At 71.3% G+C, this 26,343-nt stretch carries 21 protein-coding genes; 9 read left to right on the forward strand and 12 right to left on the reverse strand.

All coding sequences use genetic code 11. The annotated features are described in order from the left end of the window. Positions 1 to 10 precede the first annotated feature (10 nt). Positions 11 to 1,033 (reverse strand): class II fructose-bisphosphate aldolase, encoded by a 1,023-nt coding sequence (gene fbaA / locus AB0H75_RS40200; RefSeq protein ID WP_367805326.1) that lies wholly within the window; start codon positions 1,031 to 1,033, stop codon positions 11 to 13. 128 nt (positions 1,034 to 1,161) lie between these two features. On the opposite strand from fbaA, the gene AB0H75_RS40205 reads away from it, so the two are divergent. Both AB0H75_RS40205 and AB0H75_RS40210 read left to right on the forward strand, forming a co-directional pair. Then, positions 1,162 to 1,863: a DedA family protein gene (locus AB0H75_RS40205; protein WP_367805328.1), complete on the forward strand. Its 702-nt coding sequence runs from the start codon at positions 1,162 to 1,164 to the stop codon at positions 1,861 to 1,863. A 70-nt stretch (positions 1,864 to 1,933) separates the two neighbouring features. Further along, positions 1,934 to 2,371, forward strand: coding sequence for a hypothetical protein (locus AB0H75_RS40210; protein WP_367805330.1), 438 nt, complete (start codon positions 1,934 to 1,936; stop codon positions 2,369 to 2,371). A gap of 16 nt (positions 2,372 to 2,387) precedes the next feature. Here the strand turns inward: AB0H75_RS40210 and pyrE are convergent, their stop codons facing one another. After that, positions 2,388 to 2,921 carry an orotate phosphoribosyltransferase gene (pyrE, locus tag AB0H75_RS40215; RefSeq protein ID WP_367805332.1) on the reverse strand — a complete coding sequence of 178 codons (534 nt, stop codon included), beginning with the start codon at positions 2,919 to 2,921 and terminating at the stop codon, positions 2,388 to 2,390. Between the two features lie 148 nt (positions 2,922 to 3,069). Between pyrE and AB0H75_RS40220 the strand changes: the two genes are divergently transcribed. Together AB0H75_RS40220 and AB0H75_RS40225 are read left to right on the forward strand one after the other, a co-directional pair. After that, positions 3,070 to 5,412, forward strand: coding sequence for a sigma-70 family RNA polymerase sigma factor (locus tag AB0H75_RS40220; protein WP_367805334.1), 2,343 nt, complete (start codon positions 3,070 to 3,072; stop codon positions 5,410 to 5,412). Positions 5,413 to 5,592: 180 nt separating this feature from the next. Then, positions 5,593 to 6,855, forward strand: a complete 1,263-nt coding sequence (locus tag AB0H75_RS40225; protein WP_367805436.1) for an NYN domain-containing protein — start codon at positions 5,593 to 5,595, stop codon at positions 6,853 to 6,855. Between the two features lie 36 nt (positions 6,856 to 6,891). Here the strand turns inward: AB0H75_RS40225 and AB0H75_RS40230 are convergent, their stop codons facing one another. Together AB0H75_RS40230 and AB0H75_RS40235 are read right to left on the reverse strand one after the other, a co-directional pair. Next, the gene (locus AB0H75_RS40230) at positions 6,892 to 7,521 is read right to left on the reverse strand and encodes a two-component system response regulator (protein ID WP_367805336.1); all 630 of its coding nucleotides are present in this window, start codon (positions 7,519 to 7,521) and stop codon (positions 6,892 to 6,894) included. Between the two features lie 3 nt (positions 7,522 to 7,524). Next, positions 7,525 to 11,697: a HAMP domain-containing protein gene (locus AB0H75_RS40235; protein WP_367805338.1), complete on the reverse strand. Its 4,173-nt coding sequence runs from the start codon at positions 11,695 to 11,697 to the stop codon at positions 7,525 to 7,527. A 462-nt stretch (positions 11,698 to 12,159) separates the two neighbouring features. On the opposite strand from AB0H75_RS40235, the gene AB0H75_RS40240 reads away from it, so the two are divergent. After that, positions 12,160 to 13,362: a PP2C family protein-serine/threonine phosphatase gene (locus tag AB0H75_RS40240; RefSeq protein WP_367805340.1), complete on the forward strand. Its 1,203-nt coding sequence runs from the start codon at positions 12,160 to 12,162 to the stop codon at positions 13,360 to 13,362. Positions 13,363 to 13,873: 511 nt separating this feature from the next. On the opposite strand, the gene AB0H75_RS40245 is transcribed toward AB0H75_RS40240, so the two are convergent. From AB0H75_RS40245 to AB0H75_RS40255, 3 genes are all read right to left on the reverse strand, one after another. Continuing rightward, positions 13,874 to 15,640: a prolyl oligopeptidase family serine peptidase gene (locus AB0H75_RS40245; RefSeq protein ID WP_367805342.1), complete on the reverse strand. Its 1,767-nt coding sequence runs from the start codon at positions 15,638 to 15,640 to the stop codon at positions 13,874 to 13,876. 144 nt (positions 15,641 to 15,784) lie between these two features. Further along, positions 15,785 to 16,813, reverse strand: coding sequence for a putative RNA methyltransferase (locus tag AB0H75_RS40250; protein ID WP_367805344.1), 1,029 nt, complete (start codon positions 16,811 to 16,813; stop codon positions 15,785 to 15,787). A 229-nt stretch (positions 16,814 to 17,042) separates the two neighbouring features. Next, positions 17,043 to 17,507 (reverse strand): GntR family transcriptional regulator, encoded by a 465-nt coding sequence (locus AB0H75_RS40255; RefSeq protein WP_367805346.1) that lies wholly within the window; start codon positions 17,505 to 17,507, stop codon positions 17,043 to 17,045. Between the two features lie 373 nt (positions 17,508 to 17,880). On the opposite strand from AB0H75_RS40255, the gene AB0H75_RS40260 reads away from it, so the two are divergent. Then, positions 17,881 to 18,180: a hypothetical protein gene (locus AB0H75_RS40260; RefSeq protein WP_367805348.1), complete on the forward strand. Its 300-nt coding sequence runs from the start codon at positions 17,881 to 17,883 to the stop codon at positions 18,178 to 18,180. Positions 18,181 to 18,230: 50 nt separating this feature from the next. Here AB0H75_RS40260 and AB0H75_RS40265 read toward each other — a convergent pair whose 3' ends face one another. The 4 genes from AB0H75_RS40265 to rho form a co-directional block, all read right to left on the reverse strand. Next, positions 18,231 to 18,803, reverse strand: coding sequence for a hypothetical protein (locus AB0H75_RS40265; protein ID WP_367805350.1), 573 nt, complete (start codon positions 18,801 to 18,803; stop codon positions 18,231 to 18,233). After that, positions 18,796 to 20,901, reverse strand: a complete 2,106-nt coding sequence (locus AB0H75_RS40270) for a hypothetical protein (RefSeq protein ID WP_367805352.1) — start codon at positions 20,899 to 20,901, stop codon at positions 18,796 to 18,798. Before AB0H75_RS40270 ends, AB0H75_RS40265 begins: the two co-directional genes overlap by 8 nt. Then, entirely contained in the window at positions 20,898 to 21,149 is a 252-nt protein-coding gene (locus AB0H75_RS40275) for a hypothetical protein (protein WP_367805354.1), read from the reverse strand. Before AB0H75_RS40275 ends, AB0H75_RS40270 begins: the two co-directional genes overlap by 4 nt. 133 nt (positions 21,150 to 21,282) lie before the next feature. Next, complete coding sequence (rho, locus tag AB0H75_RS40280; RefSeq protein ID WP_367805356.1) at positions 21,283 to 22,392, reverse strand: transcription termination factor Rho; 1,110 nt, start codon at positions 22,390 to 22,392, stop codon at positions 21,283 to 21,285. Positions 22,393 to 22,800: 408 nt separating this feature from the next. Here rho and AB0H75_RS40285 point away from each other — a divergent pair, with 408 nt between their 5' ends. From AB0H75_RS40285 to AB0H75_RS40295, 3 genes are all read left to right on the forward strand, one after another. Further along, positions 22,801 to 22,947 carry a hypothetical protein gene (locus AB0H75_RS40285; RefSeq protein ID WP_367805358.1) on the forward strand — a complete coding sequence of 49 codons (147 nt, stop codon included), beginning with the start codon at positions 22,801 to 22,803 and terminating at the stop codon, positions 22,945 to 22,947. Positions 22,948 to 23,031: 84 nt separating this feature from the next. Continuing rightward, positions 23,032 to 23,775: an MBL fold metallo-hydrolase gene (locus AB0H75_RS40290; protein ID WP_367805360.1), complete on the forward strand. Its 744-nt coding sequence runs from the start codon at positions 23,032 to 23,034 to the stop codon at positions 23,773 to 23,775. A gap of 35 nt (positions 23,776 to 23,810) precedes the next feature. Further along, positions 23,811 to 24,269 carry an NUDIX domain-containing protein gene (locus AB0H75_RS40295; protein WP_367805362.1) on the forward strand — a complete coding sequence of 153 codons (459 nt, stop codon included), beginning with the start codon at positions 23,811 to 23,813 and terminating at the stop codon, positions 24,267 to 24,269. 25 nt (positions 24,270 to 24,294) lie between these two features. Here the strand turns inward: AB0H75_RS40295 and AB0H75_RS40300 are convergent, their stop codons facing one another. Continuing rightward, positions 24,295 to 26,280 (reverse strand): nitrate- and nitrite sensing domain-containing protein, encoded by a 1,986-nt coding sequence (locus AB0H75_RS40300; protein WP_367805364.1) that lies wholly within the window; start codon positions 26,278 to 26,280, stop codon positions 24,295 to 24,297. Positions 26,281 to 26,343: the final 63 nt, after the last annotated feature.

A 26,343-nucleotide genomic window follows, 5' to 3' on the forward strand; every position in this document is an offset into this window, starting at 1 on the left:
GGGATCGTGGCTACGAGATCTTCGTCCCAGCGCTCTTGAGGTGCCGGCACGCCTCGACGACGCGGGCGGCCATGCCGGCCTCGGCGGCCTTGCCGTAGGAGCGCGGGTCGTAGGTCTTCTTGTTGCCGACGTCGCCGTCCACCTTGAGGACGCCGTCGTAGTTGCGGAACATGTGCTCGGCGATCGGGCGGGTGAAGGCGTACTGGGTGTCGGTGTCGATGTTCATCTTCACCACGCCGTACGAGATGGCCTCCTGGATCTCCTCCAGCGACGAGCCGGAGCCGCCGTGGAAGACCAGGTCGAACGGCTTGTCCTTGCCGTACTTGGCGCCGACCGCCTCCTGGATGTCCTTCAGCACGGACGGGCGCAGCTTGACGTGGCCCGGCTTGTAGACGCCGTGCACGTTGCCGAAGGTCGCGGCCAGCATGTAGCGGCCCTGCTCGCCGACGCCCACGGCCTCGGCGGTGGCCAGCGCGTCGCCGGAGGTCGTGTACAGCTTCTCGTTGATCTCGCCGACGACGCCGTCCTCCTCGCCGCCGACCACCCCGATCTCCATCTCCATGATGATCCGGGCCCTGGAGCACTTCTCCAGGAGCTCCTTGGCGATCTCCAGGTTCTCCTCCAGCGGAACGGCCGAGCCGTCCCACATGTGCGACTGGAAGAGGGGGTCGAGACCCTTGGAAACGCGTTCCAGGGAGATGTCGACGAGCGGCCGCATGAAGCCGTCGAGCTTGTCCTTGGGGCAGTGGTCGGTGTGCAGCGCCACCGTGACCGGGTACTTCTCGGCGACGATGCGGGCGTACTCGGCCAGGGCGGTCGCGCCGGTGACCATGTCCTTGACCGTCGTGCCGGACAGGAACTCGGCGCCGCCGGTGGAGACCTGGACGATGCCGTCGCTCTCCGCCTCGGCGAACCCCCGCAGCGCGGCGTTCAACGTCTGCGAGGACGTCACGTTGATCGCCGGGTAGGCGAATCCGCCGGCCTTGGCCCGGTCGAGCATCTCAGCGTAGACCTCTGGAGTCGCAATAGGCATGATTCATCTCCCTGAGAAGTTACGGCTGTGCGCCAGGCCCCAGTATTCCGGCTCACTACCCGCCGTGGTAGACACAACGCCCGCCGGAGCGACACGTCCCCCATGCCCGCTGAGGGTAGGCTCTGCGCGTGGACTGGCTTTTGAATCTCCTCGACCCGACGTGGTGGCTCACGATTCTCGGCGCTTTCGCCACGATCGGCGTGCTGGCCATCATCTTCGCCGAAACGGGTCTGCTGCTCGGGTTCTTCCTGCCCGGCGACTCGTTGCTGGTGGCGGCGGGGATTTTCAGCTCGGCCTCGGTCGCGGCGGGCGTCGGCATCGAGCCGCTGTCCTACCCGCTCCTGCTCGTCGGCACCCCGCTGTGCGCGATCGCCGGCGCGCAGCTCGGGCATTTCCTGGGCGCGCGTTTCGGCCGCAAACTCTTCGACAAACCCGATTCCCGGTTGTTCAAGAGGGAGCACGTGCTGCGGGCCGAGGAGTTCTTCGAGAAGTTCGGTCCGGCCAAGGCGGTCATTCTGGCCAGGTTCGTACCGATCGTGCGGACGTTCATGAATCCCGTCGCGGGCGTCCTGGAGATGCCGTCCCGGCGATTCCTGATCTGGAACGCCGTCGGCGGCGTGGTCTGGGTCGAGAGCCTGCTCGTGCTCGGTCACGTCCTCGGCGGCCAGGTCGACCCGAAGCAGATCGACAAGTACATCCTGCCGGGCGTCTTCCTCATCGTGCTGATCTCGCTGATCCCCATCGCCGTCGAGGTGGTCAAGAAGCGCCGCGAGGCCAGGCGGCTGCCCGCGCCCAGCGGCAAGCACCACCGCGTCGGCGACCCGTTCTGACGCGGGATCTGACGCGAGAGATCTGACGCGAGATCGGGAAGACCGGCATACCGCGCGGTACGCTCCCTGTGTGGGACGCCACAGGTCGGATCCGATGGGCATCGCCCGCCTGGCGCTCGCCGTCGTGGCGGCGGGCGCGTTGGTGACGCTCCTGGTCGTCGGCGCTCGCGCGCTGATCGGCACGCTGGGCACGCCGTCGCAGGCCGAGCGCGAGCGCGAGCACGCCTCCGCGCCGGCCACCCCCGTGGGGCGGTCCAGCGCGCAGGTGCCCACCGTGCGCATCGAGTGCCTGGCCGACACCTGCCCCACCGTCACCGTACGGGTGCCGGGCGGCGACGTGCTCCAGCACCGCGAGATGAGCAGGGGCGAGGAGGTCAACTACTTCGAGCCCGAGCTGGACGTCGTGGTCAGCGACGCGGGCACGGTCCGCGTCACCGAGAACGGCGAGCCCCGCCCGCCGGGGAAGCAGGGCGAGCGGCAGGCGTTCACGGTGCGCGCCTCCGGCTAGGACCCCGGGCCCGCGCTCAGAGCCCCAGGTCGTCCAGCGTGTACGCCGTCCGGTACTCCAGCCCCTCGCCGGCCACCCGCTCGCGCGCCCCCCGGTCGACGATCGTGGCCACGGCCACCACCTCGGCCCCGGCCTCGCGCAGCGCCTCCACCGCGGTCAGCACCGATTCGCCGGTGGTCGAGGTGTCCTCCACGGCCAGCACCCGCCGCCCCGCCACGTCGGGGCCCTCGACGCGGCGCTGGAGGCCGTGCTGCTTGGCCGCCTTGCGCACCACGAACGCGTCGAGCGCGCGCCCGCGCGCCGCCGCCGCGTGCAGCATCGAAGCCGCCACCGGATCGGCCCCCAGGGTGAGCCCGCCCACCGCGTCGTAGGCCAGGTCGTCGGTCAGGTCGAGCATCACCTTGCCGATGAGGGGCGCGGCCGCGCCGTCGAGCGTGATCCGGCGCAGGTCGAGGTACCAGTCGGCCTCCATGCCCGAGGAGAGCGTGACCTTGCCGTGGACGACGGCCTTCTTCTTGATCTCGGCCAGCAGGTTGTCGCGATCTGTCATGCGTCCAAGCTTAGGGTCCTGGCCGGTACGCGCACCGGCCCGCCCGGCGCCGCGCCGGGGCTCCAGGCAAAGGCGGCATCGCGGTTTAGCCATGACGGGGGATGCGGAATGATTGCGCGGGGCAACTCCACGTAATCGTGAGGTCACCATGAGTGTGGAAACGCCGCGCAGCGACGCGGATCTCCTGCGGGCGTCCAGACAGGGCGACGCCGCCGCCTTCAGGCAGCTCTACGAGCGCCACGTCGCCGCCGCCCGCGCGCTGGCCCGCCAGCTCGTCCGCGGCACGGAGGTCGACGACGTCGTCGCCGAGGCGTTCACGAAGATCCTCGACCTGGTGGGCCGGGGCGGCGGCCCCGAGTCCGGCTTCCGCACCTACCTGCTGACCGTCGTGCGGCGCACCGTCCACGACCGCTCCCGCGTCCGGAGCCGGCGGCTCGCCGCGGGCGGGTTCGAGGCGTACGACCCGGGGGAGCCGTTCGTCGATCCCGCCCTCGCCGGGCTGGAGAGGTCGCTCATCGCCCGCGCCTACCTGTCGCTGCCCGAGCGGTGGCGGGCCGTGTTGTGGCACGTCGAGGTGGAGCGGAGCCGGCCCGCCGAGGTCGCGCTCCTGCTCGGGCTGCCGCCGGCCGGCGTGGCGGTCCTGGCCCGGCGGGCCCGCGACGGGCTGCGGCAGGCGTACCTGCGGCTCCACCTGGCCTCGCGGCCGCCGCGCGAGTGCCGTCCCGTGCTGGCCGGGATGAGCGCCTACGTCAAGGGCGGCCTGGCCCGGCGCGAGTTCCGGGCGATCGGCGAGCACGCCCGCGGCTGCGAGGAGTGCCACGGCGTGCTGCTGGAGCTGGCCGACGTCACCCGCGGGCTGCGGGTCATGGTGGGGCCGCTGTTCGCCGGCCCGCTCTTCGGCGGGTACGCCGCCGCCCTGGGCGGCGGCCCGCGCGGCGGCGCGGCCGGGGTGCTGCGGGCCCTCGGCGCGCTGCGGCGGGCGCCCCGGCGCCAGCGGGTCACGCTGGCCGCGGGCCTCGCGGTCGCGGTCACCGTGGTCGTCGCGCTGCTGCTGGTCTCCGGCGACACGCCGGCCGGCCGGTCCGGCGCCACCGCGCCGGCCGGCCCGCCGCCTTCCGGCGCCCCGCCCATCGTGGTGCCCGCCCTGCCGGCGCCGGGCAGGCGGCCCGCGCGGGTGCCGCCCGCCGCGAGCAGGCCACCCGGGCAGGCCCGGCTGCGGGCCACCATCGCCGCCCTCGGCGCGCTCGTCCGCGCGCAGCCGGGCATCGTCGGCATCCGGCTGCGCAACGACGGCGACGCGCCCAGCGGCGCGCTGGCCGCGCTGGTCGAGCTGCCGGAGGGCGTGCGGCTCGTCCCCACCGCGCGCCAGCACCAGGCCGCCGCGCTCGGCGAGCCGGTGGGCACGGTGGACGGCTGGGCCTGCCGTCCCACCGGCGGCGGCGCCCGCTGCTCCAGGGCGTCGCTGCGGGCGGGCGAGGGCACGGCGGTGTTCCTGCGGGTGCTGGTCGCCGAGGGGGCGCCCGAGGGCGCGGGCCCCGCCGTGCGGATCGAGGCCGGGCCGCTGCGGGTGCGGGCGCGGGCCGAGGAGGGGGTGCGCGCGAGCGGCGCGCCGGCCAGGTTCGCCACCGAGGGCAGGGTCACCGTGCGGGCCGCCGGCAACTCCCTGCTGAGCTGCCCCGAGGGGCGGGCGGGCTGCGCGGAGGCCCGGAGGCGGCGGGGCGACCAGCGCGACAACGACCTGTGGCCGATGGCCGCGCTCGACCGCGACGACGTGCCGGAGACGCGCTCGTCCAGCGCCGCCCGGCTGAGCCTGCCGGCGGGCGGGCGGGTGGTGTGGGCCGGGCTCTACTGGTCGGCGAGCGCGGGCCGGGCGGGGCCGATCAAGGTGCGGCCGCCGGGGCGGCACTCGTACGTCACCGTCCACCCCTCGCACGTGGCGCTGCGCGAGCTGCCCAGCGGGCCCGTCTACCAGGCGTTCGCCGACGTGAGCATGCTGGCGGCCGGGGCGCGCAGGAGCGGCCTGTGGTGGGCGGCCGACGCGCCGCTGGCGGAGGGCGTGGCGCGCTACGCCGGATGGAGCCTGGTGCTGGTCGTCACCGATCCCCGCCGGCCCTACAGCCAGGCCGTGGTGCTCGACACGGCCACCGTCGTCGGCGGCTCGCGGCGGCGGGTGCGCGTCCCGATCGGCGGGCTCACCCCGGCCGCCGCCCCGGCGCGGGTCGAGCTGGTGACCTGGGAGGGGGACGCCGGCCTCGCGGGCGACCGGGTCTCGCTCGGCGCCGGGTCCCTCACCCCGGCGGGCGGCGACCGCGACCGGGCCAACGCCTTCGACGGCTCCGCGGGCGGCGTGGCGGGGATGACGTTCGGCGTGGACGTCGATACGGTCGGCGCTGAGCTCGGGGCCGATCCCGGGCTGACGATCGCCACGGACAAGGACGTCGTCCTGTTCGGTGTGGCCGCGTTGAGCGTGCGTGCGCGATCGTCACCATAAATGGGACAAACTGGTACGATCTGCCCGCGTGGTCCGGCGCATCGGCGGGCGAGGGGCGAATCGTCGGGATTAACCCTCGCGCGATCACCCGCTTTCATTACCCTGAGAGAGGGCCGCCGAGTCCGGTCTCTGACGGTGCAGAGCCGGCAAGGTCGGACCACCAGGAAAGGGGCGGTGTCAGTGGATCGCTGCGCGCTGTTCGTGGACGCTGGCTATCTGCTGGCTGACGGGGCGATGGCCGTGCACGGCACCCGCCATCGCGAGGCGGTCGCATGGGACTACCCGGGGCTGCTCCAGCTGCTGACCGGGCTGTCGCGCGAGCGCACCGGCCTGCCGCTGCTGCGGTGCTACTGGTACGAAGCGACGGTCGAGGGCCGGCGCACGCCCGAGCAGGACGCGCTGGCCGACATCCCGGGGCTCAAGCTCAGGCTGTCGCGCATCAGGCCGGGCCGGCGCGAGGGCGTCGACGCCCAGGTCCACCGCGACCTCATGACGCTGGCCCGCAACAACGCCATCTGCGACGCGGTGGTCGTCAGCGGCGACGAGGACCTGGCGCAGGTCGTCTGCGACGCCCAGGACCTCGGCATGCGGGTCACCGTCATCCACATCGCGGCCGAGGGCGGCTGGGCCGTCTCGCGGACGTTGCGCCAGGAGTGCGACGACCTGGTCGAGCTGGGGGCCGTGCACCTGCGTCCCTACGTGGCGATGGTGTCGGGCGCCGGCGAGTCCTCCAACGGGCACCACCAGCCGCTGAGCAACGGGCAGCCGGCGTCGCTGCCGCCGATCACCTCGCCCTCCTCCGGCAGCCACGCGGCCGGCTCGTCCTCGGCGGGCGGCTCGATGAGCGGCCCGATGGGCGGCTCCGTGGGTGGCTCTGTGGGCGGCTCGATCGGGCAGCACGCCGCGGCCAACGGGTCGGCCTCGTCGTCCGGGCGCGGGCAGTCGTCCCCGTCCACGCCGCCGGTGCTGCCGACCTACTCCAACTACCAGATCGAGCAGCAGCCGCCGCCCGCGGCGCCGGCGACCGGGCCCATCCCGGTGCAGCCGCCCGTCCAGCCCGCGCCCCAGCCCCCGTTGCAGTCGCCGAGCACCGGCCAGTTCGCCTCGTCCGCCGGCAGCGCCTACCCGCCGCAGCTCGGCTCCTACACCGGGCCGCAGGCCGCGCCCGTCGTCCCGGCGGCGGCCACGTCGGGCGCCACCACGCTGGCCGACGCCGTCAAGGCCGCCCACCGCGAGGGGCACGACTTCGGCGAGTCCGTCGCCAGGGACGCGCCCGCGCTGTGGCTGGAGGCCGTGCTGGCCCGCAAGCCCCGCATGCCCTCCGACCTGGAGGCGCGGCTGCTGCAGGGATCGTCGTTGCCGATCGACTTCCTGCTGCACGACGAGGTCCGCCACGCGCTGCGCCGCGGCTTCTGGGACGCCCTCGAACGCGCCCGCCACTGACCGGCCCCGGCGTCCCGGCCGGCCGGGACGCGGAGGTCAGGAGAGGGCGTCGAACCCGGCCCGCAGGTGGCCGACGCGCTCCGTGAGGTCGGACAGCGGAGCGGCCAGCGACTGGTCCTGGGCCTTGCGGACGAGCTCCCGGATCCGGGCCAGCTCGTCCTCCACCGCCGTCAGCCGCCGCGACAGCTCCGGCAGCACCGAGGCGTGATCGCTCACCCCGGGCGGCAGCTCGCCGGAGACCCGCTCGCGCAGCAGGGACGCCTGCTCGGCCAGCCGCTTGTTCATGTTGTGCAGCTCGGTGAACACCGAGACCTTCGCCCGCAGCACCCACGGGTCGAACGGCTTGGTCAGGTAGTCGACGGCGCCCGCCGCGTAGCCGCGGAAGGCGTAGTCGGGAGCGCTGTCCACGACCGTCAGGAAGATGATCGGGATGTTCTTGGTCCGCTCGCGTCGCTTGATGTGCGCGGCCGTCTCGAACCCGTCCATGCCCGGCATCCGCACGTCGAGCAGGATGAGCGCGAACTCGGTGTTGAGCAGCGCCTTGAGCGCCTCCTCGCCCGACCGGGCGCGCACCGGCACCAGGTCGAGCGAGCTGAGGATGGCCTCGAGCGCGATGAGATTCTCCTCGCGGTCGTCGACCAGCAGGATCTTGGCACGATCCGGCATCGATCACGCCCCTTCGGCTGAGGACTCGGATGTGGCGCCCTTGCCGCGGCTGAGCCAGCCCCGCAGGCGTTCGAGCAGCCGGTCCACGTCCACGGGCTTCGGGACGTAGTCGGAGGCGCCCGAGGCGATGCTCTTCTCGCGGTCGCCGCGCATGACCTTGGCGGTGAGCGCGATGATCGGCAGGTCGGCGAACTGCGGCATGCGCCGGATGGCCGAGGTGGTCGCCCAGCCGTCCATCTCGGGCATCATGATGTCCATCAGCACGAGTGCGACGTCCTCGTTCCGTTCGAGCTGTTCGATCCCCTCCCGGCCGTTCTCAGCGTAGACGACCGTCGAGCCGTGCCGTTCCAGCACGCTGGTCAGCGCGAACACGTTGCGGATGTCGTCGTCCACGATGAGGATCTTGGCGCCGTTGAGCGGGTCGTCGCCCTGCCACTGCGGCGGGGTCTCGACCGGGGGCTCTACCAGCTCCGGCATCGGCAGGTCGAGCGGCAGCGGCGGCTCGGGGAGGGCCGCCGGCTCGTCGGAGGGCGGGCTCATGAACTGCCGGCGGGCCACGCCGCCGTCGGTGGCGGCCAGCGGGCCGGTGTAGGTGGCCGGCAGGTAGAGCGTGAACGTGCTGCCCTTGCCCAGCTCGCTGTCCACGTGGATCTCGCCGCCGAGCAGCCGGGCGATGTCCCGGCAGATGGCCAGGCCGAGGCCGGTGCCGCCGTACTTGCGGCTGGTGGTGCCGTCGGCCTGGCGGAACGCCTCGAAGATGACGTCCCGCTTGTCGGGCGCGATGCCGATGCCGGTGTCGATCACCTGGAAGGCCAGCAGGTCGCGGGCGTCGTGCAGGGTGTCGTCGTCGAAGTCGACGCCCGGGGGCGCCATCGACACGCGCAGCTTGACCTCGCCCCGCGGCGTGAACTTCACCGCGTTCGACAGCAGGTTGCGCAGCACCTGTTGCAGCCGCTGCTCGTCGGCGCGCAGCTCGTGCGGCACGTCGTCCTCGATGTCGACCGTGAGCGTCAGCCCCTTGTCCTGGGCCAGCGGCGCGAACGCGGCCTCCAGCAGGTCGACCATCTTCGGCAGCGACACCTGGATCGGATGGATGTCCATCCGGCCCGCCTCGACCTTCGACAGGTCCAGCATGTCGTTGATGAGCTGCAGCAGCGCCGAGCCCGCGCTGTGGATGGTGCGGGCGAACTCGACCTGCTGCGAGGTCAGGTTGCCCTCGGCGTTCTCGGTGAGCAGCTTGGCCAGCACCAGCAGGCTGTTGAGCGGGGTGCGCAGCTCGTGCGACATGTTCGCGAGGAACTCGGACTTGTAGCGCGAGGAGACCGCGAGCTGCTCGGCGCGCTCCTCCAGCGTGCGGCGGGCCTGCTCGATCTGGAAGTTCTGGATCTCGATGGCGCGGTTCTGCTTGGCCAGCAGCGCCGCCTTGTCCTCCAGCTCGGCGTTGGACCTGCGCAGCTCCTCCTGCTGGCGCTGCAGCTCGTCGGAGCGTTCCTGCAGCTCGCGGGTGAGGCGCTGGGACTCGGTGAGAAGGTCCTCGGTGCGGGAGTTGGCGATGATGGTGTTCATCGTGACGCCGATGGTCTCGACGAGCTGCCGCAGGAAGTCGAGGTGCACCTCGCCGAACGGCGTGAACGAGGCCAGCTCCAGCACGCCGAGCACGCGGTTTTCGAACAGGATCGGCAGCACCACGATCTGCGCGGGCGTGGACCGGCTGAGCCCGCTGTCGATCGTGATGAACTGCGGCGGCACGTCGTCGAGCACGATGTGCCGGCCCTCGGCCGCGGCCTGGCCGACGATGCCCTCGCCGATCGCGAAGCGCCGGCGCGGCGCCCGGTCGGGGCGCACGCCGTAGCCGCCGATCAGCACCAGCTCGTGGTCGCCCTCGGGGTCGATGCCGTAGAAGGCGCCGTAGCGGGCCGACACCAGCGGCGTCAGCTCGCTCATCGTCAGCTTGGCCACCTCGAACAGGTCGCGGTGGCCCTGCATGAGCCGGGAGATGCGGGCCAGGTTGGACTTGAGCCAGTCCTGCTCCTGGTTGGCCTGGGTGGTCTCGCGGAGGTTGGCCACCATCGAGTTGATGTTGTCCTTCAGCTCCGCCAGCTCGCCCTGCGCCTCGACCGCGATCGAGCGGGTGAGGTCGCCGCGGGCCACGGCGCTGGTGACGGTGGCGATGGCGCGTACCTGCGTGGTGAGGTTGCCGGCCAGCTCGTTGACGCTCTCGGTGAGCCGCTTCCAGGTGCCCTCGACGCCCTCGACCCGGGCCTGGCCGCCGAGCTGGCCCTCCGAGCCGACCTCGCGGGCGACCCGGGTGACCTCGGCGGCGAAGGAGGAGAGCTGGTCCACCATGCGGTTGATGGTGGTCTTCAGCGCCAGGATCTCGCCCTGGGCGTCCACGTCGATCTTGCGGGTGAGGTCGCCGTTGGCGACCGCGGTGGTCACCTCGGCGATGTTGCGGACCTGGTAGGTGAGGTTGTTGGCCATCGAGTTGACGTTGTCGGTGAGGTCCTTCCAGACGCCCGACACGCCCTGCACCCGGGCCTGGCCGCCCAGCTTGCCCTCGGTGCCGACCTCGCGGGCCACCCGGGTGACCTCGTCGGCGAAGGACGAGAGCTGGTCCACCATCGTGTTGAGGGTGTCCTTGAGCTGCAACATCTCGCCCTGGGCATCGACGGTGATCTTCTTCGACAGGTTGCCCTGCGCCACCGCGGACGAGACGGCCGCGATCTGGCGCACCTGCGAGGTGAGGTTGTTGGCCATCGAGTTGACGTTGTCGGTGAGGTCCTTCCAGACACCGGACACGCCGCGCACCTGGGCCTGGCCGCCGAGCTGGCCCTCGGTGCCGACCTCGCGGGCCACGCGGGTCACCTCGGAGGCGAACGAGGAGAGCTGGTCGACCATCGTGTTCATGGTCGACTTGAGCTCCAGGATCTCGCCCTGGGCGTCCACGTCGATCTTGCGGGTGAGGTCGCCGTTGGCCACCGCCGTGGTGACCTGGGCGATGTTGCGTACCTGGTAGGTGAGGTTGTTGGCCATCGAGTTGACGTTGTCGGTGAGGTCCTTCCAGACGCCCGACACGCCCTTCACCTCGGCGCGGCCGCCGAGCTTGCCTTCCGTGCCGACCTCGCGGGCCACGCGGGTGACCTCGTCGGCGAAGGACGAGAGCTGGTCGACCATCGTGTTGAGGGTGTCCTTGAGCTGGAGGATCTCGCCCTGCGCGTCAACGGTGATCTTCTTCGACAGGTTGCCCTGGGCCACGGCCGTCGCCACGGTCGCGATGCTGCGTACCTGGCTGGTGAGGTTGTTGGCCATGAAGTTGACGTTGTCGGTGAGGTCCTTCCAGACGCCGGACACACCGGTGACCTGGGCTTGGCCGCCGAGCTGGCCCTCGGTGCCGACCTCGCGGGCCACGCGGGTGACCTCCTCGGCGAAGCCGGACAACTGGTCGACCATCGTGTTGACGGTGTTCTTCAGCTCGAACATCTCGCCCACGGCGTCGACCGTGACCTTGCGGCTCAGGTCGCCCTTGGCCACCGCCGTGGTCACCACGGCGATGTCGCGCACCTGGGCCGCCACGCGCGAGGACATCGTGTTGACGGCCTCGGTGAGGTCGCGCCAGCTCCCCGACATGCCCCGCAGGTTGGCGCTGCCGCCCAGCCGGCCCTCGGTGCCGGCCTCGCGGGCCACCCGCGTCACCTCGGAGTTGAACAGCGCGAGCTGGTCGACCATGCCGTTGATGGCTTTGCCCAGGCGGCGCACCTCGCCGCGGGCCGAACGGTCGAGGTCGATGCGGCGCGACAGGTCACCCTTGGCGACCGCGTCGATGACGTCGGCCGCCCCGCTGACCGGGCTCACCAGCGCGTCGATCAGCATGTTGACCGACTCCACGCTCTCGGCCCAGGCCCCGACGCCGGGGCCGGGCGTCAGCCGCTCGCTGAAGCGACCCTCCTTGACCACTTCCTTGCGCACGCGGACCAGCTCGTTGGCGAGGTGCTCACGGCGATCGGCCACCTCGTTCAGCAGCAGCCGCACCTCGCTCAGGATCCCAGGAGGAGCATGAGGCACCCGCCGCCGGAAGTCGCCGTCACGCCACGAGAAGAGGGTCTCCAGGATGGGCACGAGATCGGACTCGGTGTAAGTCCTCTCCTCCGGGGTCGGCGCGGCCTTGGCCGTGGTCATGGGGCCTCCTTCACTCGCTCTGGGCCTCGGCGAGTGATTCAAGTCTGTCACGATGAGTAGCTCGTAGTCCTGTCCTTGGATTTACCCCAAGTCAGTGGGAAGTGTGGTAGGCACGTTGGGATGACTGCTTCTCCTCAAGCGGTGCTCGCCGCGACGTTCGCACCTGGTGAGACCGCTGTGACGGCTGCGATGAGGTTCACGCGCGAGGTGATGACCGCGTGGGCCACCGGTGGCGTGCTGCACACCGCCGAGCAGGTCGCGGGCGATTTGGCGGAACAGGTCGCTGACGAGCCGTTTGAGGTTGTTTGGAAGCATTTTGGGGATGCTGTGCAGGTCGAGTTCCGCCAGCACCTCGCCTCCCCGGGCGATCCTAAAGCTCCTTCCACGAACGTCGAGGAGTGGGGAATCACCTACCGGGGCGATTCCCGTATCCACTGGGCAAGGCTCACGCTACCTGGCTCCGTGGACAGAGTGACAGCCGAGCGGCTGGACGAGAGCGCCCGCGGGCCGCACTGGCTGGGGTTCCTGGCCGACGCGAGCGACCTGCTGGCGGGCACCCTCAACCCCGACATGGTGCCCGCCATCATCGCCCAGATCGTGGTGCCGCGGCTGTCGAGCTGGTGCGCGGTCTACACCTCCGACGGCGACGCCGGGCCGCTGCGGCTGGTCTACCTCTGGCACGCCGACGAGGCCCGCATCGACGCGCTGCGCGACCAACTGGCCGGCACGGACGTCACGGCCGCCGACGACCGCGTCCCCTCGCTCATCCACCTGCCCGACTCCCAAGTGCTGGCCGTGCCGCTCACGGCGCGTGGCCGCGGCCTCGGCATGATGTGCCTGGGCCGGCCCGACCGCTTCCCCGACGAGGTCATCCAGTTCGCCGAGGACATCGGCAGGCGCGCCGCGCTGGCCATGGACAACGCCCGCCTGTACGCCCAGCAGGCCGCCGCCAACCGCGCGCTCCAGCGCAGCCTGCTGCCACCCAACGAGCCCGAGGTGCCGGGGCTCGACTACGGCGTCATCTACGAGCCCGCGGGCGAGGCCAACGAGGTCGGCGGCGACTTCTACGACCTGTTCAAGGCGGGCGACGACTCCTGGCGCTTCGCCATCGGCGACGTCTGCGGCACCGGGCCCGAGGCCGCCGCCGTGACCGGCCTGGCCAGGCACACGCTGCGGCTGCTGGCCAGGGAGGGCTACGGCGTGGCCGCCGTGCTCGGGCGGCTCAACCAGGCGATCCTGGAGGAGGGCGAGCGGGCCCGGTTCCTGACGCTGCTGCACGGTGACATCACGCCCGTGGAGAGCGGGCTGGAGGTGCGGCTGGTGTCGGCCGGGCACCCCGAGGCGCTGCGGCTGCGCGCCAACGGCACGGTCGAGGCGGTGACCACGCCGCAGTCGCTGCTCGGCGTCTTCCACGAGGTCGTCTTCGAGTCCGACACCGTCCACCTCGACCACGGCGACGTGCTGCTGGCCGTGACCGACGGCGTGACCGAGCGGCGCAACGGCCGGCGGCTCCTCGACGACGACGGCGGGCTGGCCAGGATGCTGGGCGAGTGCGCCGGGCTGTCGGCCCGCGCGGTGGCCGAGCGCATCCGGCGGGGGGTGGCCGAGTTCGCCACCGAGCCGAGCGCCGACGACCTCGCCATCGTCGTCCTCCGCGCCCGCTGACCCACACCGCCACCGCCCGTCCGGCTGCTCTCCGCTCCTCCGCGCCGACCAGCCCGCACCGCCCGCGCGGTCGGTCTCCGACGGGTTCTGGGGTGTGGTGGGACTCAGCCGGGGCCGCTCTCCCCGGGGCAGGGGGCCGGTGGTGAGGGGGCCCTCCGCCGGCCCGCCCTCCAGACGGCGGGCTCGCCGGTCGGGGCAGGACCGAGCGGCGGCGGGCCGGGAGGGCGTGGCCGGGCGGGGCGAGACCGTACGTTCCAGGCAGGGACGGACCGGCACATCCCGAAGGGGACGGACCAGCGCGTCCCGGGCGGACGAGCGGCGCGTCCCGGCGCGTCCCGGCGCATCCCGGCGCGTCCCGGCGCGGACGGTGTGCTGCCGGCCGCGGGTCCGCGGACGGTGTGCTGCTCGACGACGCCCCCGGAGCCGAACGGCGCTCCGCGCGATGCTGGCAGTGCCGGCGGCCGACGATCAAGCCATCCGGCAGCGCCAACTCTTTACGACATGTCAGCCATCAGCGCATCTTGACATGCCGTTTCGCGAATTCGAGCTGCAACGCGATCTGCGCGATCCGCTCGGACTCCACCATCGAGCCCCGGATGGCGTCGTAGATGTACACCTCGTGCTCGCGCCCGTGCTCGGCCAGCTTGGCCACGTACTTCTCGATCTGCCGGAACGGGCAGCGCGTGTCGTTCTCGCCCGCCAGGATCAGCAGCGGGCTGCTCACCTGCTCCACGTACGTGATCGCCGACCCGGCGGCGTACCGCTCGGGCTGCTCGTCGGGCGAGCCGCCGAACAGCGCCCGGTGGTAGGCGCGCAGGCTCTCGACCTCGTCCTCGTACGACGTCTGGTGGCAGGCGATCGGCGCGGCCGCGATGCCGGCGGCCCACAGGCCGGGCTGCGTGCCGAGGCCGAGCAGCGCGAGGTGGCCACCCCACGCCGCCCCGGCCAGCACCAGCCGGTTGGGGTCGGCGATGCCGCGCTCGACCACCCGCCGGCGCACGGCCGCGATGTCGGCCAGCTCGATGTGGCCCACGTCGCCGTGCAGGGCGTTGCGCCAGGCGGTGCCGTAGCCGGTGGAGCCGCGGTAGTTGACCCGCACGACCGCGAAGCCGGCGTCCACCCAGGCCGCGACCTCGGGCGAGAAGGCGTCGCGGTCGTGCTGGTGCGGCCCGCTGTGCAGCAGGAAGACGGTGGGGTAGGGCGCGCCGCCGCTCTCCGGCTTGGAGATCAGCGCGTGCACCCGGCCGCCCTCGCCCTCGACGTCGAGGTCCTCGACCGGCACGCTGGGCGGCGCGGCCGGGCCGCCGGGGTTGAGCACGACCTGGCCGTTGGTGGAGCGGATGATCGGCGGCCGGGACGCGCTGGACCACGAGTACTCGACGTGGCCCCCGGGCCGGGGCGCGGCCTCGTCGATGACGCCGTGCGGGGTCTCGATGGCGGTGAGCGTGCCGCCGGCCAGGTCGTAGCGGTGCAGGTAGCTGCGGGCCCGGTCGTCGCGCCTGATGAGCAGGGCGCGGCCGTCGTGGTACCAGTCGGCGTCCAGGTCGCCGGAGTCCTTCAGCCAGATCTCGCGCTGCTCGCCGGTGGCCGGGTCCCAGACCACAGGCTCGTGGCGGTGGCGGCGCTCGTGCAGGGCGAGCAGCCGGCGGTCGCCCGGCACGGGGGCGAAGCCGAGGCCGATCACGCCCTTGCCGGGGCCGTCGTACAGCTCGCCGACGACCTCGCCGTCGGGACGGACGACGCGTAGCGCCGGATGCCGGAAGTCGCCGTACTCGCCGTGGTTGATGGCGATGAGGGAGCCGTCGAGCGACATGTCGGCCACCCAGGCGGCCTCGGTGTGCTCGTACAACTTCCGGAACGGCTCGCCGTCGCGGACCAGGTGGATGCGGAAGGTGCCCTCGCTGGCCCAGCTGATCGCGGCGACGCCGGTCGTGGACAGCGCGATGCCGCCGGGCTGTCCCGGGGGCAGGGCGGGGGCGACCGGCTCGTCCGGGCCGCCGGTGAACGGCTGGCGCCACCACACGCCGAACTCGTCGCCCTCGGTGTCGGCGAACCAGTAGATCCACTGGCCGGTCGGGTCGATGGCCGCGTACGCCGTGCCCTTCAGCCGGTCGGTGACCTGCCGGACGGCGCCGGTGCCGCGGTCCCAGGCGTAGACCTCCCACTTCCCGGTGGCGTTGGAGCGGTAGATGGAGCGGTTGGGTGCCTGGCGGGCCCAGAACGGCAGCGTCATGCGCGAGGCCCGGAACCTGGCCTGCCAGCGTTCCTCCGCCTTCATGCGGCGCGCCCCCTCCCGTTGATGTCCCGCGCCTCCGGGCTCGGGATGCCGTCCAGTATTGCGCCTGTCTGGGAGAAATACTTGGGAAATGTGGGGGAATTTCGGACTAAATACCCCATCAGTAACACCAGTCACACGCGCCCGTCAAGGAACAGGTCTTGAAGGGGGTGCGGGCTCGAAGATAGACAGATGAAACGCCGCGCGTGTTACCACTTTCTCGCCTTTTCGCGCGACATATGCCGCGATGCGGGCGTCGAGCTCGGCCGCGTCGGTGTGCCACGCACTCGGGCCCATCCCGACGACCTGCGCGATCCCGTCGGCGTCCAGCTCCATGTCGAACGCGACGGTACGCCGCCCGGCAGGCGCGAAGCCCTCCATGCTCCGTGCCACCCGGCGCTCCTTGTCGTCGTCCACGGCGAGCAACCCCAGCCCCTCCACCAGCGGGCTCAGGTGCTCGGCGGCCGGCGTGACGACCACCGCAACGCCGCCCGGCCGCAGGATCCGGCCGAACTCGGGGCCGTTCCTGGGCGCGAAGACGTCGATCACCACGTCCGCCACTCCATCCTTGATGGGAAGCGGCCTCCAGACGTCGGCCACGAACGCCCCAGCCCTCGGATGCACCCGCGCCGCCCGGCGTACTGCGTGTTTCGACACATCGAACGCCATCCCGATGCCATCGCTCACGGCATTGAGCACGGCCGCCAGGTAGTGCCCGGTGCCCGTGCCCGCGTCGACGACCACCGGCGCGGACCTGCCCTCCGCGCGGCGACCCTCGGCGCCGTTCCGGCCAGGCACAGGACCTTTTACTGACCCCACGCCGCGACCGGCCTCCATTCCCGCCCCACGGTACGCCCTCAACCCGCCGCCGTCATTCGTTTCGGTAATCGACTCATGTTCTGTTGGAACGTTCTCCCCCACCGCCTCCCGTACCAGACCGGCGAGCGCGGCGGCGAGCGGCGCGTAGTGCCCGGCGTCGAGAAAGGCGGCACGGGCGGCCACCATCGCCGCACTGTCGGCCGTCCCCGGCGGCCGCGAGCCCACCAGCAGGCTGACGTACCCCTGCCGGGCCACGTCGAAGGCGTGCCCACGCGCACACCGCAGCGCGCCCCCGCCCAGCCGCACGTCCGCGCGACAGACCGGGCACACCAGGTATTCGACGACGTCGGCCAGCACGCCCCCATTCTCGTGCACGCACGCCCTGGCCCGAGACCCGATGCCAGGATCCACCGACATGTACGGGATCGGACCACACGCGAGCATCAGCGACCGGACCCCGGGCCGCCACTGAACCCCGCCTCGCTCCCGGCGGTTGAACCTCCTCGGCGACATGCGGCCACCGGCCGGCCAGATCGTCGCGCGGATTTCCTGACCTGACGACCAGTCGGGCGACGACGAAGACCTCCTACTCGGGAGGAGACGGGTAGGTGCCCCGGCCTGACACCGTGAACACCAATCCCTGGTCACGGAGCAATGCCAGAGCCCGCCGAACGGTGCCTTTGGCCACCTCGTAGTGCTGTGCGAGCTGCGTCTCGGATGGCAGCGGCACGTCCTGCTGGAAGTCTCCGGCCCGGACCCGCGCGGCCAGGTCGTCGGCGATCGCCTGGAACCTCCATCCCGACCTGACCTGGCGCGCCGCGCTCTCCGGCCCCACATAAGAGCCGTCACCCCTGATCGTGTAGATGACGCCCGCATCGCGCAACTCCCGGATCGCGTGCCGGGCGGTGATGCGCGCGACGCCGAACTCGCTCATGAGGTCGGCTTCGGACGGTACGAGCGCACCCGGTCGAAGCTCGCCGCTGTCGATCCGCTGCCGCAGGAGGTCGGCGAGCTGGCGATAGAGCGGTACGGGCCCTCGAGGGTTGAGCACACCCGCATGCTAGATGTCCTAATACGTGCCATCACCGCCGACTACGTGCTATTGAGTGGCCTAGGCTTTCTCTAACACGGGCTAGGACAAGCCATGTACCGGACAGGCCATGCCTTGCTAGCGTGAGACGTGTCGCGTCCAGATCGATGGAGCGGTGCGCGTGTGAACCCTTCAGAGGAAGGCGGAGGCCCAAGGCCATGGCCGGCATAACCACAGATCCACGCTTCGAGCCTCTGGCGTCCAGGATCAGGGCCTTGCTCGAGGACTGCGGATACCGGCTGCCTCCAGGGGGCGATCACCTTCGTGAGCTCGTCCTGGACCGAGTCGGCCTCGCGCTCAAGGACCTCGTGGAGATCTTCGAGGGAAGGACGTCATGACACGGCATGAGGGGAAGTCTCCCGACTTCCACGGACCGCATGTCGCGCCGCTTCTGCCGGATCACCATGTGCTGACCTGGTACGAGCCAACCCAACGGGCGGTGCGCATCCGCGTGGTTGCGTGGACGTGTGAGTGCGAATGCTGCCGGGTTACGTACGAGCTGTGCGGCATCGCCGGTCAGGGCTTCGTCCGCCGTACCGACCGGGACAGACGGACCGCCCACGAAACAAGATGGACGTTGACCGCGACCGCCAGACACACCTTCGAGCAGATCCTGCGCGGCGAGGCCCGGTGAAAGCGATCAGAATCCCGCCAGAGCCGGATGGCCGACGTCACCGGGACACCTCAGCCCTGTGGTGGGCCACCAGGCTTGCACTTGAACATCTCGGCGAACCGCCGCTGGGCTATCCGCATGAGCTGGACGAGGTCGTGGTCCTGGTTCCGCGCTGGATTCTTCTTGATGTAGATGGTGATGAGCGAGTTCTCGTCCCCACAACGGAACAAGGCGCCGGCCGAACGAAACGGGTAGCCGCGAACCTCGTAGCTGTCTATCGAGCCTGTGCCCAGTTCCTGCGGAAGCCTGACGCGCCCGTTCTCCTCTCCGTTTCGCATCCATTTTTCGATGACGCTGTGTTCTGCTGCGCGCTCGTACCCTGTGAGGAGGATGCTCTGCACGTCGTTCGTGACCGCACAACTGTCCGCGGCGGAACTTTTGCCAGAGCCCGCTGTGTACCGGCCGGTGTAGCCGGTCAGTTCGGCCACTGCAGCCTGCGGAATGAAGTAACACAGATAGGGAGGGCGGTCGATGACGTCGCCGCGCGCAGGCGAAGGCGTGAAGCTCGGATGGTCGGGCGTGCATGAAACGGTCAGAAGAACCAAGGCGGCCAGGCAGAACCGTGCTGTCCGCCGTCTAGTCATCGTCCCCTGCCTTATGTTCAGAGGCCATAACGTTGATCTTGAACTCGTCTGCGCCCACCCTGACCTTCGTCTGGGCGCTTCCGAAATCATCGGGAACTCTGGAATGGCGGTCCAGCCAGCTCGCGAAGTTGTCGTACTCATACCTGGTCATCTGATGCGGAGCCTTGACGTGCGGTGGGTTGCCCTCGACAAAAGGTTGCTGCTCCAAGCCGTCGCGATCGTAGTATTCGTGGGCTACAGAGGACGATTCAAGCATCTGTTTCAGCATCTGCTCGGCCGCCTTCTGGTCGGACGCGGCGACATTGAAACCTTTGGCTGCCTTCCCGCCGCCGTGCCCGGTCTGTTCCACGAGCCAGTTTCCGGCCTTCGTGTAGCCGTCCTTTACGAAGTTCTCGAAGACGCTGCTGGCTGCTTCAAGCCCCATTTTCCCCACCTGCCCGGCGAAGGGGACGGGAACGAGGCCGATGCCGCCCTCGACCAGTTTCCGGAAAGCCGCGTCCGCTGCGTCCGCCTCCTTGCCTCGACCGACCAGAGCCTGCTTACGTCCCTCAAGCAGGTGTCCGAGCGCCTTGGAATCATTTGTGATCACGTTTCGCAGGAAAGTGTTGTCGTGCGTCGCGATCGCCTGGTCGATCCTGCCCCGCATGTGCGCGATCTGCCCATAGAGCAATGCCTGATATCCCTTCTCGTCGGCGGCCACGTCGAGCAGGACGAGGTCGATGTCCGGAGGGCTGAACTGGGCGATCGGCCGCCCGTTGACGATGCCCATGAGCTCACTGTCCTGCGCCCGCCCGTAGTTCTTGTAGAAGGAACTGACGACGTCGTCGGAGTGTTCGGTGAGGATGCGGCCCATGTTGTCGCGGATGCCGGAGAGCCAGTCGAGTTCGGAGGGGTTCTTGATCTCGATCTCTCCGGTGTCGTTGAACGACACGTGCGGCTTCACGTCGTCGGCGAGGATCTGGGTGGCCATGACCGCCAGCCGTTTGGAGTCGGCGTCGGTGCCCTTCATGGCGGCCTCCATGGCCGTGCCCAGCGACTCGCCGTGGTCGCCCATCGCCCACTGCGGGCGCCGGCCGCTCATCAGGTACGTCAGCAGATCCCTGTCGCCGAGCAGTGCCTGGGCGCGCTCGCGCGAGGTGGCCGCGACGGTCGTCAGCGCGGCGATCGGGTCGGCGGCGCCGATGGTGTCGGAGTCCTGGAAGGGGCGGGTGTCGATGGGGGCGGGCAGGTTGTAGGCGTCGGTGTCCTTGGGCAGGAAACGTTCGCGGTACTGCTTGAGGTAGTCGCGGTCCCAGCGGATCATGTCCTGGCCGATGCTCTTCATGAACCACTCGCTGTACGCCTGCTGCGGCGCCGCGGCGAGGATCTGGCCGAGCGACCAGTAGCCCGGGTTCGTCAGGCCGCCCATGTCCGGGGCCGGGATCTCCGTGCGTCCTTGTTGTCTCAGCTCACCCAGGAACTTCCGGCTGAGGCGCGCGTTCCTGGCCGGGTCGGTGGCCGTGGCGAGTGCCTTGCTCAGCATGGACAGGACGTCGCGGTTCTGCCGTCGCAGGACGGCCGCCGCCGCATCGTCGTCGGCGTCGAGCGCCTTGCGTACCCGCGTCCCCATGGCGGCGGGGATCGTGAGCAGGCCCCGCGGGCCGAGTTGTTCGAGGAGGGCGGTGGCGAACCGCGGATCGGACAGGCGTTCCTTGAAGGTGGCGAGCTTCTCCAGCGCGCCGGCGTCCCCGCGGGCGGCGGCCGTGAACAGCGGGGCGGCCTGTGCCGCCTCGGCGCGCACCGTGGCCGGGATGATCCGGGACTCGTCGATCCGCGTCATCCCGGCCGGGACGACCGCGCCGGGCACGGGGTTGCCGAAGACGTCGACGTCGACCTTCTCGGCCTCGTACGCCAGGTCGCGCCGCCGGTAGAGGTCGGGGGCCTGGTCGGTCAACCACTGCCCTATCCGGCCGATCGCCGCCACTCCGGGATGCGTGAGCCCGACCTCGTTCAGAATCGCTCGGAGGTGTGACGCGCATTCGGTCAGGCTTTTCCCCGCGTTTTGCACGCCGTGCCCGAGCTGGTGCATTTCTCCGGCATGGATCGAGGAGAAGGTCATTCGTCCCTCGGCCCCATCACGGTCAGGCCGGAGATCGTCTCGTGGAGGTGGTCGATGACTCCGCGCAACCCCCGCCACAGCTCCGCGCGCTGGTGCGCCAGGTCATCGGCGAACCTGTCGGCGGTCGGGCCCGTCCACGTCCGGCCGCTCGACATCTGCAGCAGCGGCCGGTCCAGGGAATGCCAATGACGGTCCGACAACTCCTGCGCGCGGTGCAGCGCGTTCAACAACTCGGCACGAGTAGCCATGCTGACCTCCCACCGAAGTTGTACGCGGACCGCGCCCGGCGAGTCTCGAATACATTCCGATTCACTCTGCCACGCGGCCGTTCCCGCGTCATGCCGCCGGACGAAAGCGGTATTTCTGCCGGCCCGGCGGCTGTCAGGCGGCGGCCGCCGTGCCCAGCAGGAAGGCGGCGTTGGAGGGGGTGGCGCGCAGCTTGTCGAGGAGCATCCGGGTGGCCTGCTGCCGGTCGAGGCCGCTGAGCGAGCGCCGCAGCCGCCAGATGAGCTGCCGCTCCTGCGGGTGCAGCAGGATCTCCTCGCGCCGGGTGCCGGAGGCGTCGAGGTCGACGGCGGGGAACAGCCGCTGCTCGGCCAGCTCGCGCACGAGGTGCAACTCCATGTTGCCGGTGCCCTTGAACTCCTCGTACAGGCTGTTGTCCATGCGCGAGCCGGTGTCCACGAGCGCGGTGGCGAGGATGGTGAGGGAGCCGCCGCCCTCGACGTTGCGGGCGGCGCCGAAGAAGCGCTTGGGCGGGTAGAGGGCGGTGGCGTCGATGCCGCCGGTGAGCACCCTGCCGCCGCCGGGCGCCAGGTTGTTGTAGGCCCGGCCCAGCCGGGTCAGCGAGTCGAGCAGCACCACGACGTCGCGGCCGTCCTCGACGAGCCGCTTGGCCCGCTCGATGGCCAGCTCGGCGACGGCGGTGTGGTCGCGGTCGGGGTGGTCGAAGGTCGAGGAGAAGATCTCCCCGGGGATGGTGGCGCGCATCTCGGTGACCTCCTCGGGCCGCTCGCCCACCAGCACCACCAGCAGGTGGACCTCGGGGTGGTTGCGGGCGATCCCGGCGGCCAGCGCCTGCAGGACCATCGTCTTGCCGGCCTTGGGCGGAGCGACGACGAGGCCGCGCTGGCCCTTGCCGATGGGCGCGAACAGGTCGATGACGCGCGTGGTGAGCGACTCGGTCTCGACGCGCAGCCGCTCGTCGGGATGGACGGGGACCAGGTCGGCGAAGGCCGGCCGCTCGCGCCGGTCGCCGGAGCCGTTGACGGACTCGACGGAGACGAGCCTGCCGCCGGCGAAGGAGGCCACGACGTGGTCGCCGGGACGCAGGCCGAACTGCTTGATCTTCTCGGGGGGCACGCGTACGTCCCCCGGCCCGGGGAGCTGGGCGGCCCTGATGAACGCGTTCTTGTCGCGAACGTCGAGGAGGCCGCTCACCTGCCGGACGGAGGAGTCCGCGCGCTGTAGCGGAATGGTGTGCACAGACATGGTGAACCTCTTGGAGGAGTGCCGGACCACGCGTGCGGCCGGCGAGATGATGAAGAAGCCGGGCCCTCGGGACGGAACCCGGGGCGGGGCTGGGATGAAGATCGCGGAGCTAGGGCTCAACGCTTGGTGGCAACATACCACACGATCCGACCCATCAAACGCCTAGCCCGCTTTGACTATTCCGGGACGGTTCTCGCTTCTTTTCGCACCGCCGGGCGACACACCGCGTGACAATGTTCTTCGCGGCACCGGACCGCGTGGAAAATTACCTCGGCCCGGTGTCTCGCTGGGCACAGCACCCCCGGTGCGGCGGCGTCATCGTGTCAAGTGGCATGCAGGACCCCTGCAACCCGGTGCGGGTTCCATAGAACAGGAACAGAAGAGAAGACTCCTTGGGGGAGCACCACCATGAAGACCGTCAACCGCTGCCCGCAGTGCCACCACGAGCTGGACGAAGGCCCGATCATGTACCGGTGCGCTAGCTGCTGCCGCGCGGTCTACGCCGCCGACCTGGAGAACGAGTACGTCGCCCCGCGCCAGCCGGTCGCCGCCTGATCGTTCCTTCCCCCTCTGACTGACGGCCCCGGCGAGGTCCCGGCGAGGTCCCGGTGCGGCCCGGTGCGGCCTAGTCTGGTCGGCGTGCCGCATCAACCGATCACCGTCTCCGGCGTCGAGGTCACCCCTCTCTGCGACGCCGTGGGCCCCATGGGGCCGGCGATCCGCCGCCCGTTGCCCGAGATGTTCCCCGGTTCGGGGCTCCGGGACGAGCCGTGGGTCCTGCACTTCCACTGCTACCTGCTGCGGTCCGCGACGGGCCGCCTCACGCTGGTCGACACGGGCATCGGCGGCGCCGACTCCCCGGCGTCGAGCTGGGCGCCGGTCCCCGGCACGCTGGCGGGCGAGCTGGCCGCCGTGGGCGTCGCGCCGGCCGACGTCGAGACCGTCGTCCTCACCCACCTGCACAGCGACCACGCGAGCGGCGTGGTGACCGACGACGGCCGCCCGGCCTTCGAGAACGCGCGCCACGTGCTCCAGCGCGCCGAGCTGGACGCCGCGGGGGCCGGCCCGCTCGACCGGCTGGTGGCCCCGATCAAGGACCAGCTCCAGGTCGTCGAGGGCACCGCCGAGGTCGCGCCCGGCGTGTACGCGCACCTGGCCCCCGGCCACACCCCGGGCCACCAGATCGTCCGCGCCGGCGACCTCGCGATGACCGGCGACCTCGTGCTCCACCCGGTCCAGCTCGACGACCCCGGCATCCCCTACGCCTACGACGACGACCAGGAGAGCGCGGCGCGCACCCGCACCGAGGTGCTGGCGCGGCTGCGGGCCGAGCGGGCGGTGCTGGCCACCGCGCACTTCGGCGAGCCGTTCCTGCGCCTTTGACGCGGGTGATCGTCCGGGCCTGCCATAGTGCGTCCGTGAACGATTTCTGGACCACGGTCAACCGGGTGATCACCGGGGCGGCCGCGTACATCACCGACGAGCGCGGCCGGGTCCTGCTGGTCGACCCCAACTACCGCGAGCACTGGAGCTTCCCCGGCGGCATCATCGACGCCGGGGAGCACCCCGCGCAGGCCTGCGCGCGCGAGGTGGCCGAGGAGGTGGGGCTGACGGTGGAGGTCGGCGCGCTGCTGACCGTGGCCTGGGTGGACGGGCTGCCGCAGGTGCCGTACCCGATGGTCAACTTCATGTTCGACTGCGGAGAGGTGGCCTCGGACGCCCCGATCAAGCTCCAGGCCGAGGAGCTGGACGACTACGGCTTCTTCACCGTCGAGGAGGCCGGGCGGCTGCTGGCCGATCACGCCCGCGCGCGGCTCATGGCCGCCACGGCCGCCCGGGCCTCCGGCGCGATCGCGTACCTGCCGCCAACCGCCTGACCTGCCGCCTGACGTGCCGCCCGGCCTACCGCCCGGCCAGGGCCGGCTGGTCGGCCAGCAGCGACGACGGCACGGCCACCATCGCGGTCAGGCCGCCGTAGGGCGAGGGCGTCAGGGTCACCTTGATGCCGTGCCTGACCGCCAGCCTGGCGACCACGAACAGGCCGAGCTGGTCGCTGCGCGCGAGGTCGAACTCGGGGGCGTGGGCCAGCCGGTCGTTCAGCTCGTCCAGCTCGGCGCGGGGCAGGCCGAGCCCGCGGTCCTCGACCTCGATCACGAGGCCGTGCGGCGTGGCGGAGCTGCGTACGTCCACGCGGGTCTGGGGCGGCGAGAAGAGGGTGGCGTTCTCGATCAGCTCGGCCATGAGGTGGGCCACGTCGGTGACGGCCGAGCCCAGCAGCGACACCGCCGGCGTGGTGAACACCTCGACCCGCTCGTACTCCTCGATCTCGGCCACGGCGGCGCGCAGCACGTCGAGGACCGGCACCGGGTTGCGCCAGCCGCGGCCGGGGGTCTGGTCGGACAGGATGATCAGGCTCTCGGCGTGCCGCCGCATGCGCGTCGTCAGGTGGTCGAGCTTGAACAGGTCGGCCAGCATGTCGGGCTCCTCGGTCGCCCGTTCCATGCCGTCGAGCTGCAGGAGCTGGCGGTGCAGCAGCGACTGGTTGCGCCGGGCCAGGTTGACGAAGACCTGGTTGACGCCGTGCCGCAGCCGCGCCTGGTCGAGGGCGGCCTCGACGGCGGTGGACTGCACCCGGTTGAACGCCGCGACGATGTCGTCGACCTCGGAGCTGTAGGTGGTGACCCGCAACGGCGCGACCTCCTCCGGCGACGGCCTGGAGATGTCGGTACGCAGCCGCTTGACCAGGCCGGGCAGGCGCACCTCGGCCAGCTCGGTGGCGGCGTCGCGCAGCCCGGCCAGCTCGCGTACCAGCCGGCGGCGGAAGCGCAGCGAGAGCAGCAGCGAGGCGACGACCGCGAGCAGGCCCGCACCGCCGGCCACGCCGATCTTGACCAGCAGGCCGACGGCGGTGGGCGTGACCCGGCCGGTGATGCCCTTCGTGAGCAGGGCCTGGTCGCGCTCGGCCGCGACCCACAGGTTCTGGGCGTCGACCGGCCAGGTGGCGGCCTCGGCGGGCAGGCCGGAGTCGGCCGGCCGGCTCCTGATGGTGTCCTCGGTCGCCAGGAACTCCTGGTAGACGGGCGAGGCGGCCAGCTTCTCGTACGGGCCGCGCAGCTTGCCGTCGAGGTAGGACAGCGCCTGCCTGAACAACATCCGGCGGGTCGCCACCATCCCGGTGAACGCCTCGCGCTCGCGGGGCTGCACCCGGCCCGCGGCGAGCACGGTGGCGATGACCGCCCGCTGCCGCGACAACACGTCCATCGCCTCGCCGAGCATGATCACGGCCTTGGCCTGCCGGTAGAGCGCCATGTCGGGCACCAGGACCATCGTGTCGTACATGCGGAAGAAGGCGTCGGCGACCTGGTTGTAGCCGTCGATGGCGTCGAGTGGCGCCATCGTGCGCGTGTCCACGCCGCGGCGCAGGTCGGCGAGCCGGCCGAGCTTGCCGTTGACCGCGGTGAGCTGGGCCGTCATCTCGGGCGTCAGGTCGCGCATGGCGCCGGAGCCGGCGCGGAAGGCCGCCACGGCCCGGTCGGTACGGCCCCGCTGCTCGGCGACCTCGCCGGCGCCAGGCCCGCCGCTCGATCCGCCGCCCCGCGCGCTGCCCTGCCCGGCGCCCTGCGTGCCGGTCTGCCCGGCGCCCTGCCCGGCGGCCTGCGTGGCGGCCAGGAACTCGGCCGAGACCAGCCGCTCCCTCTGCAGCTCGACGCTCACCTGCTCGGAGGGGGTGGCCACGTTGGAGACCAGGTCGTTGATCGCGAGCAGGCGCAGCCCGTCGCCGCCGGTCAGCCCCGCCGCGAACGCCCACAGGCCGGCCAGGGACAGCAGGGGGACGAGCAGCAGGACGAGGAGCTTCACCGCGATGGGACGGCCACGCTTGGGGGGCATGCGACCTCCGGGTGCATGATGAGATCGCCTCGCAGATTACACCCCTCGTGCCGGCCGGCGCCG

The sequence above is a fragment of the Nonomuraea sp. NPDC050783 genome, from assembly GCF_040802095.1.
Classification (GTDB): domain Bacteria; phylum Actinomycetota; class Actinomycetes; order Streptosporangiales; family Streptosporangiaceae; genus Nonomuraea.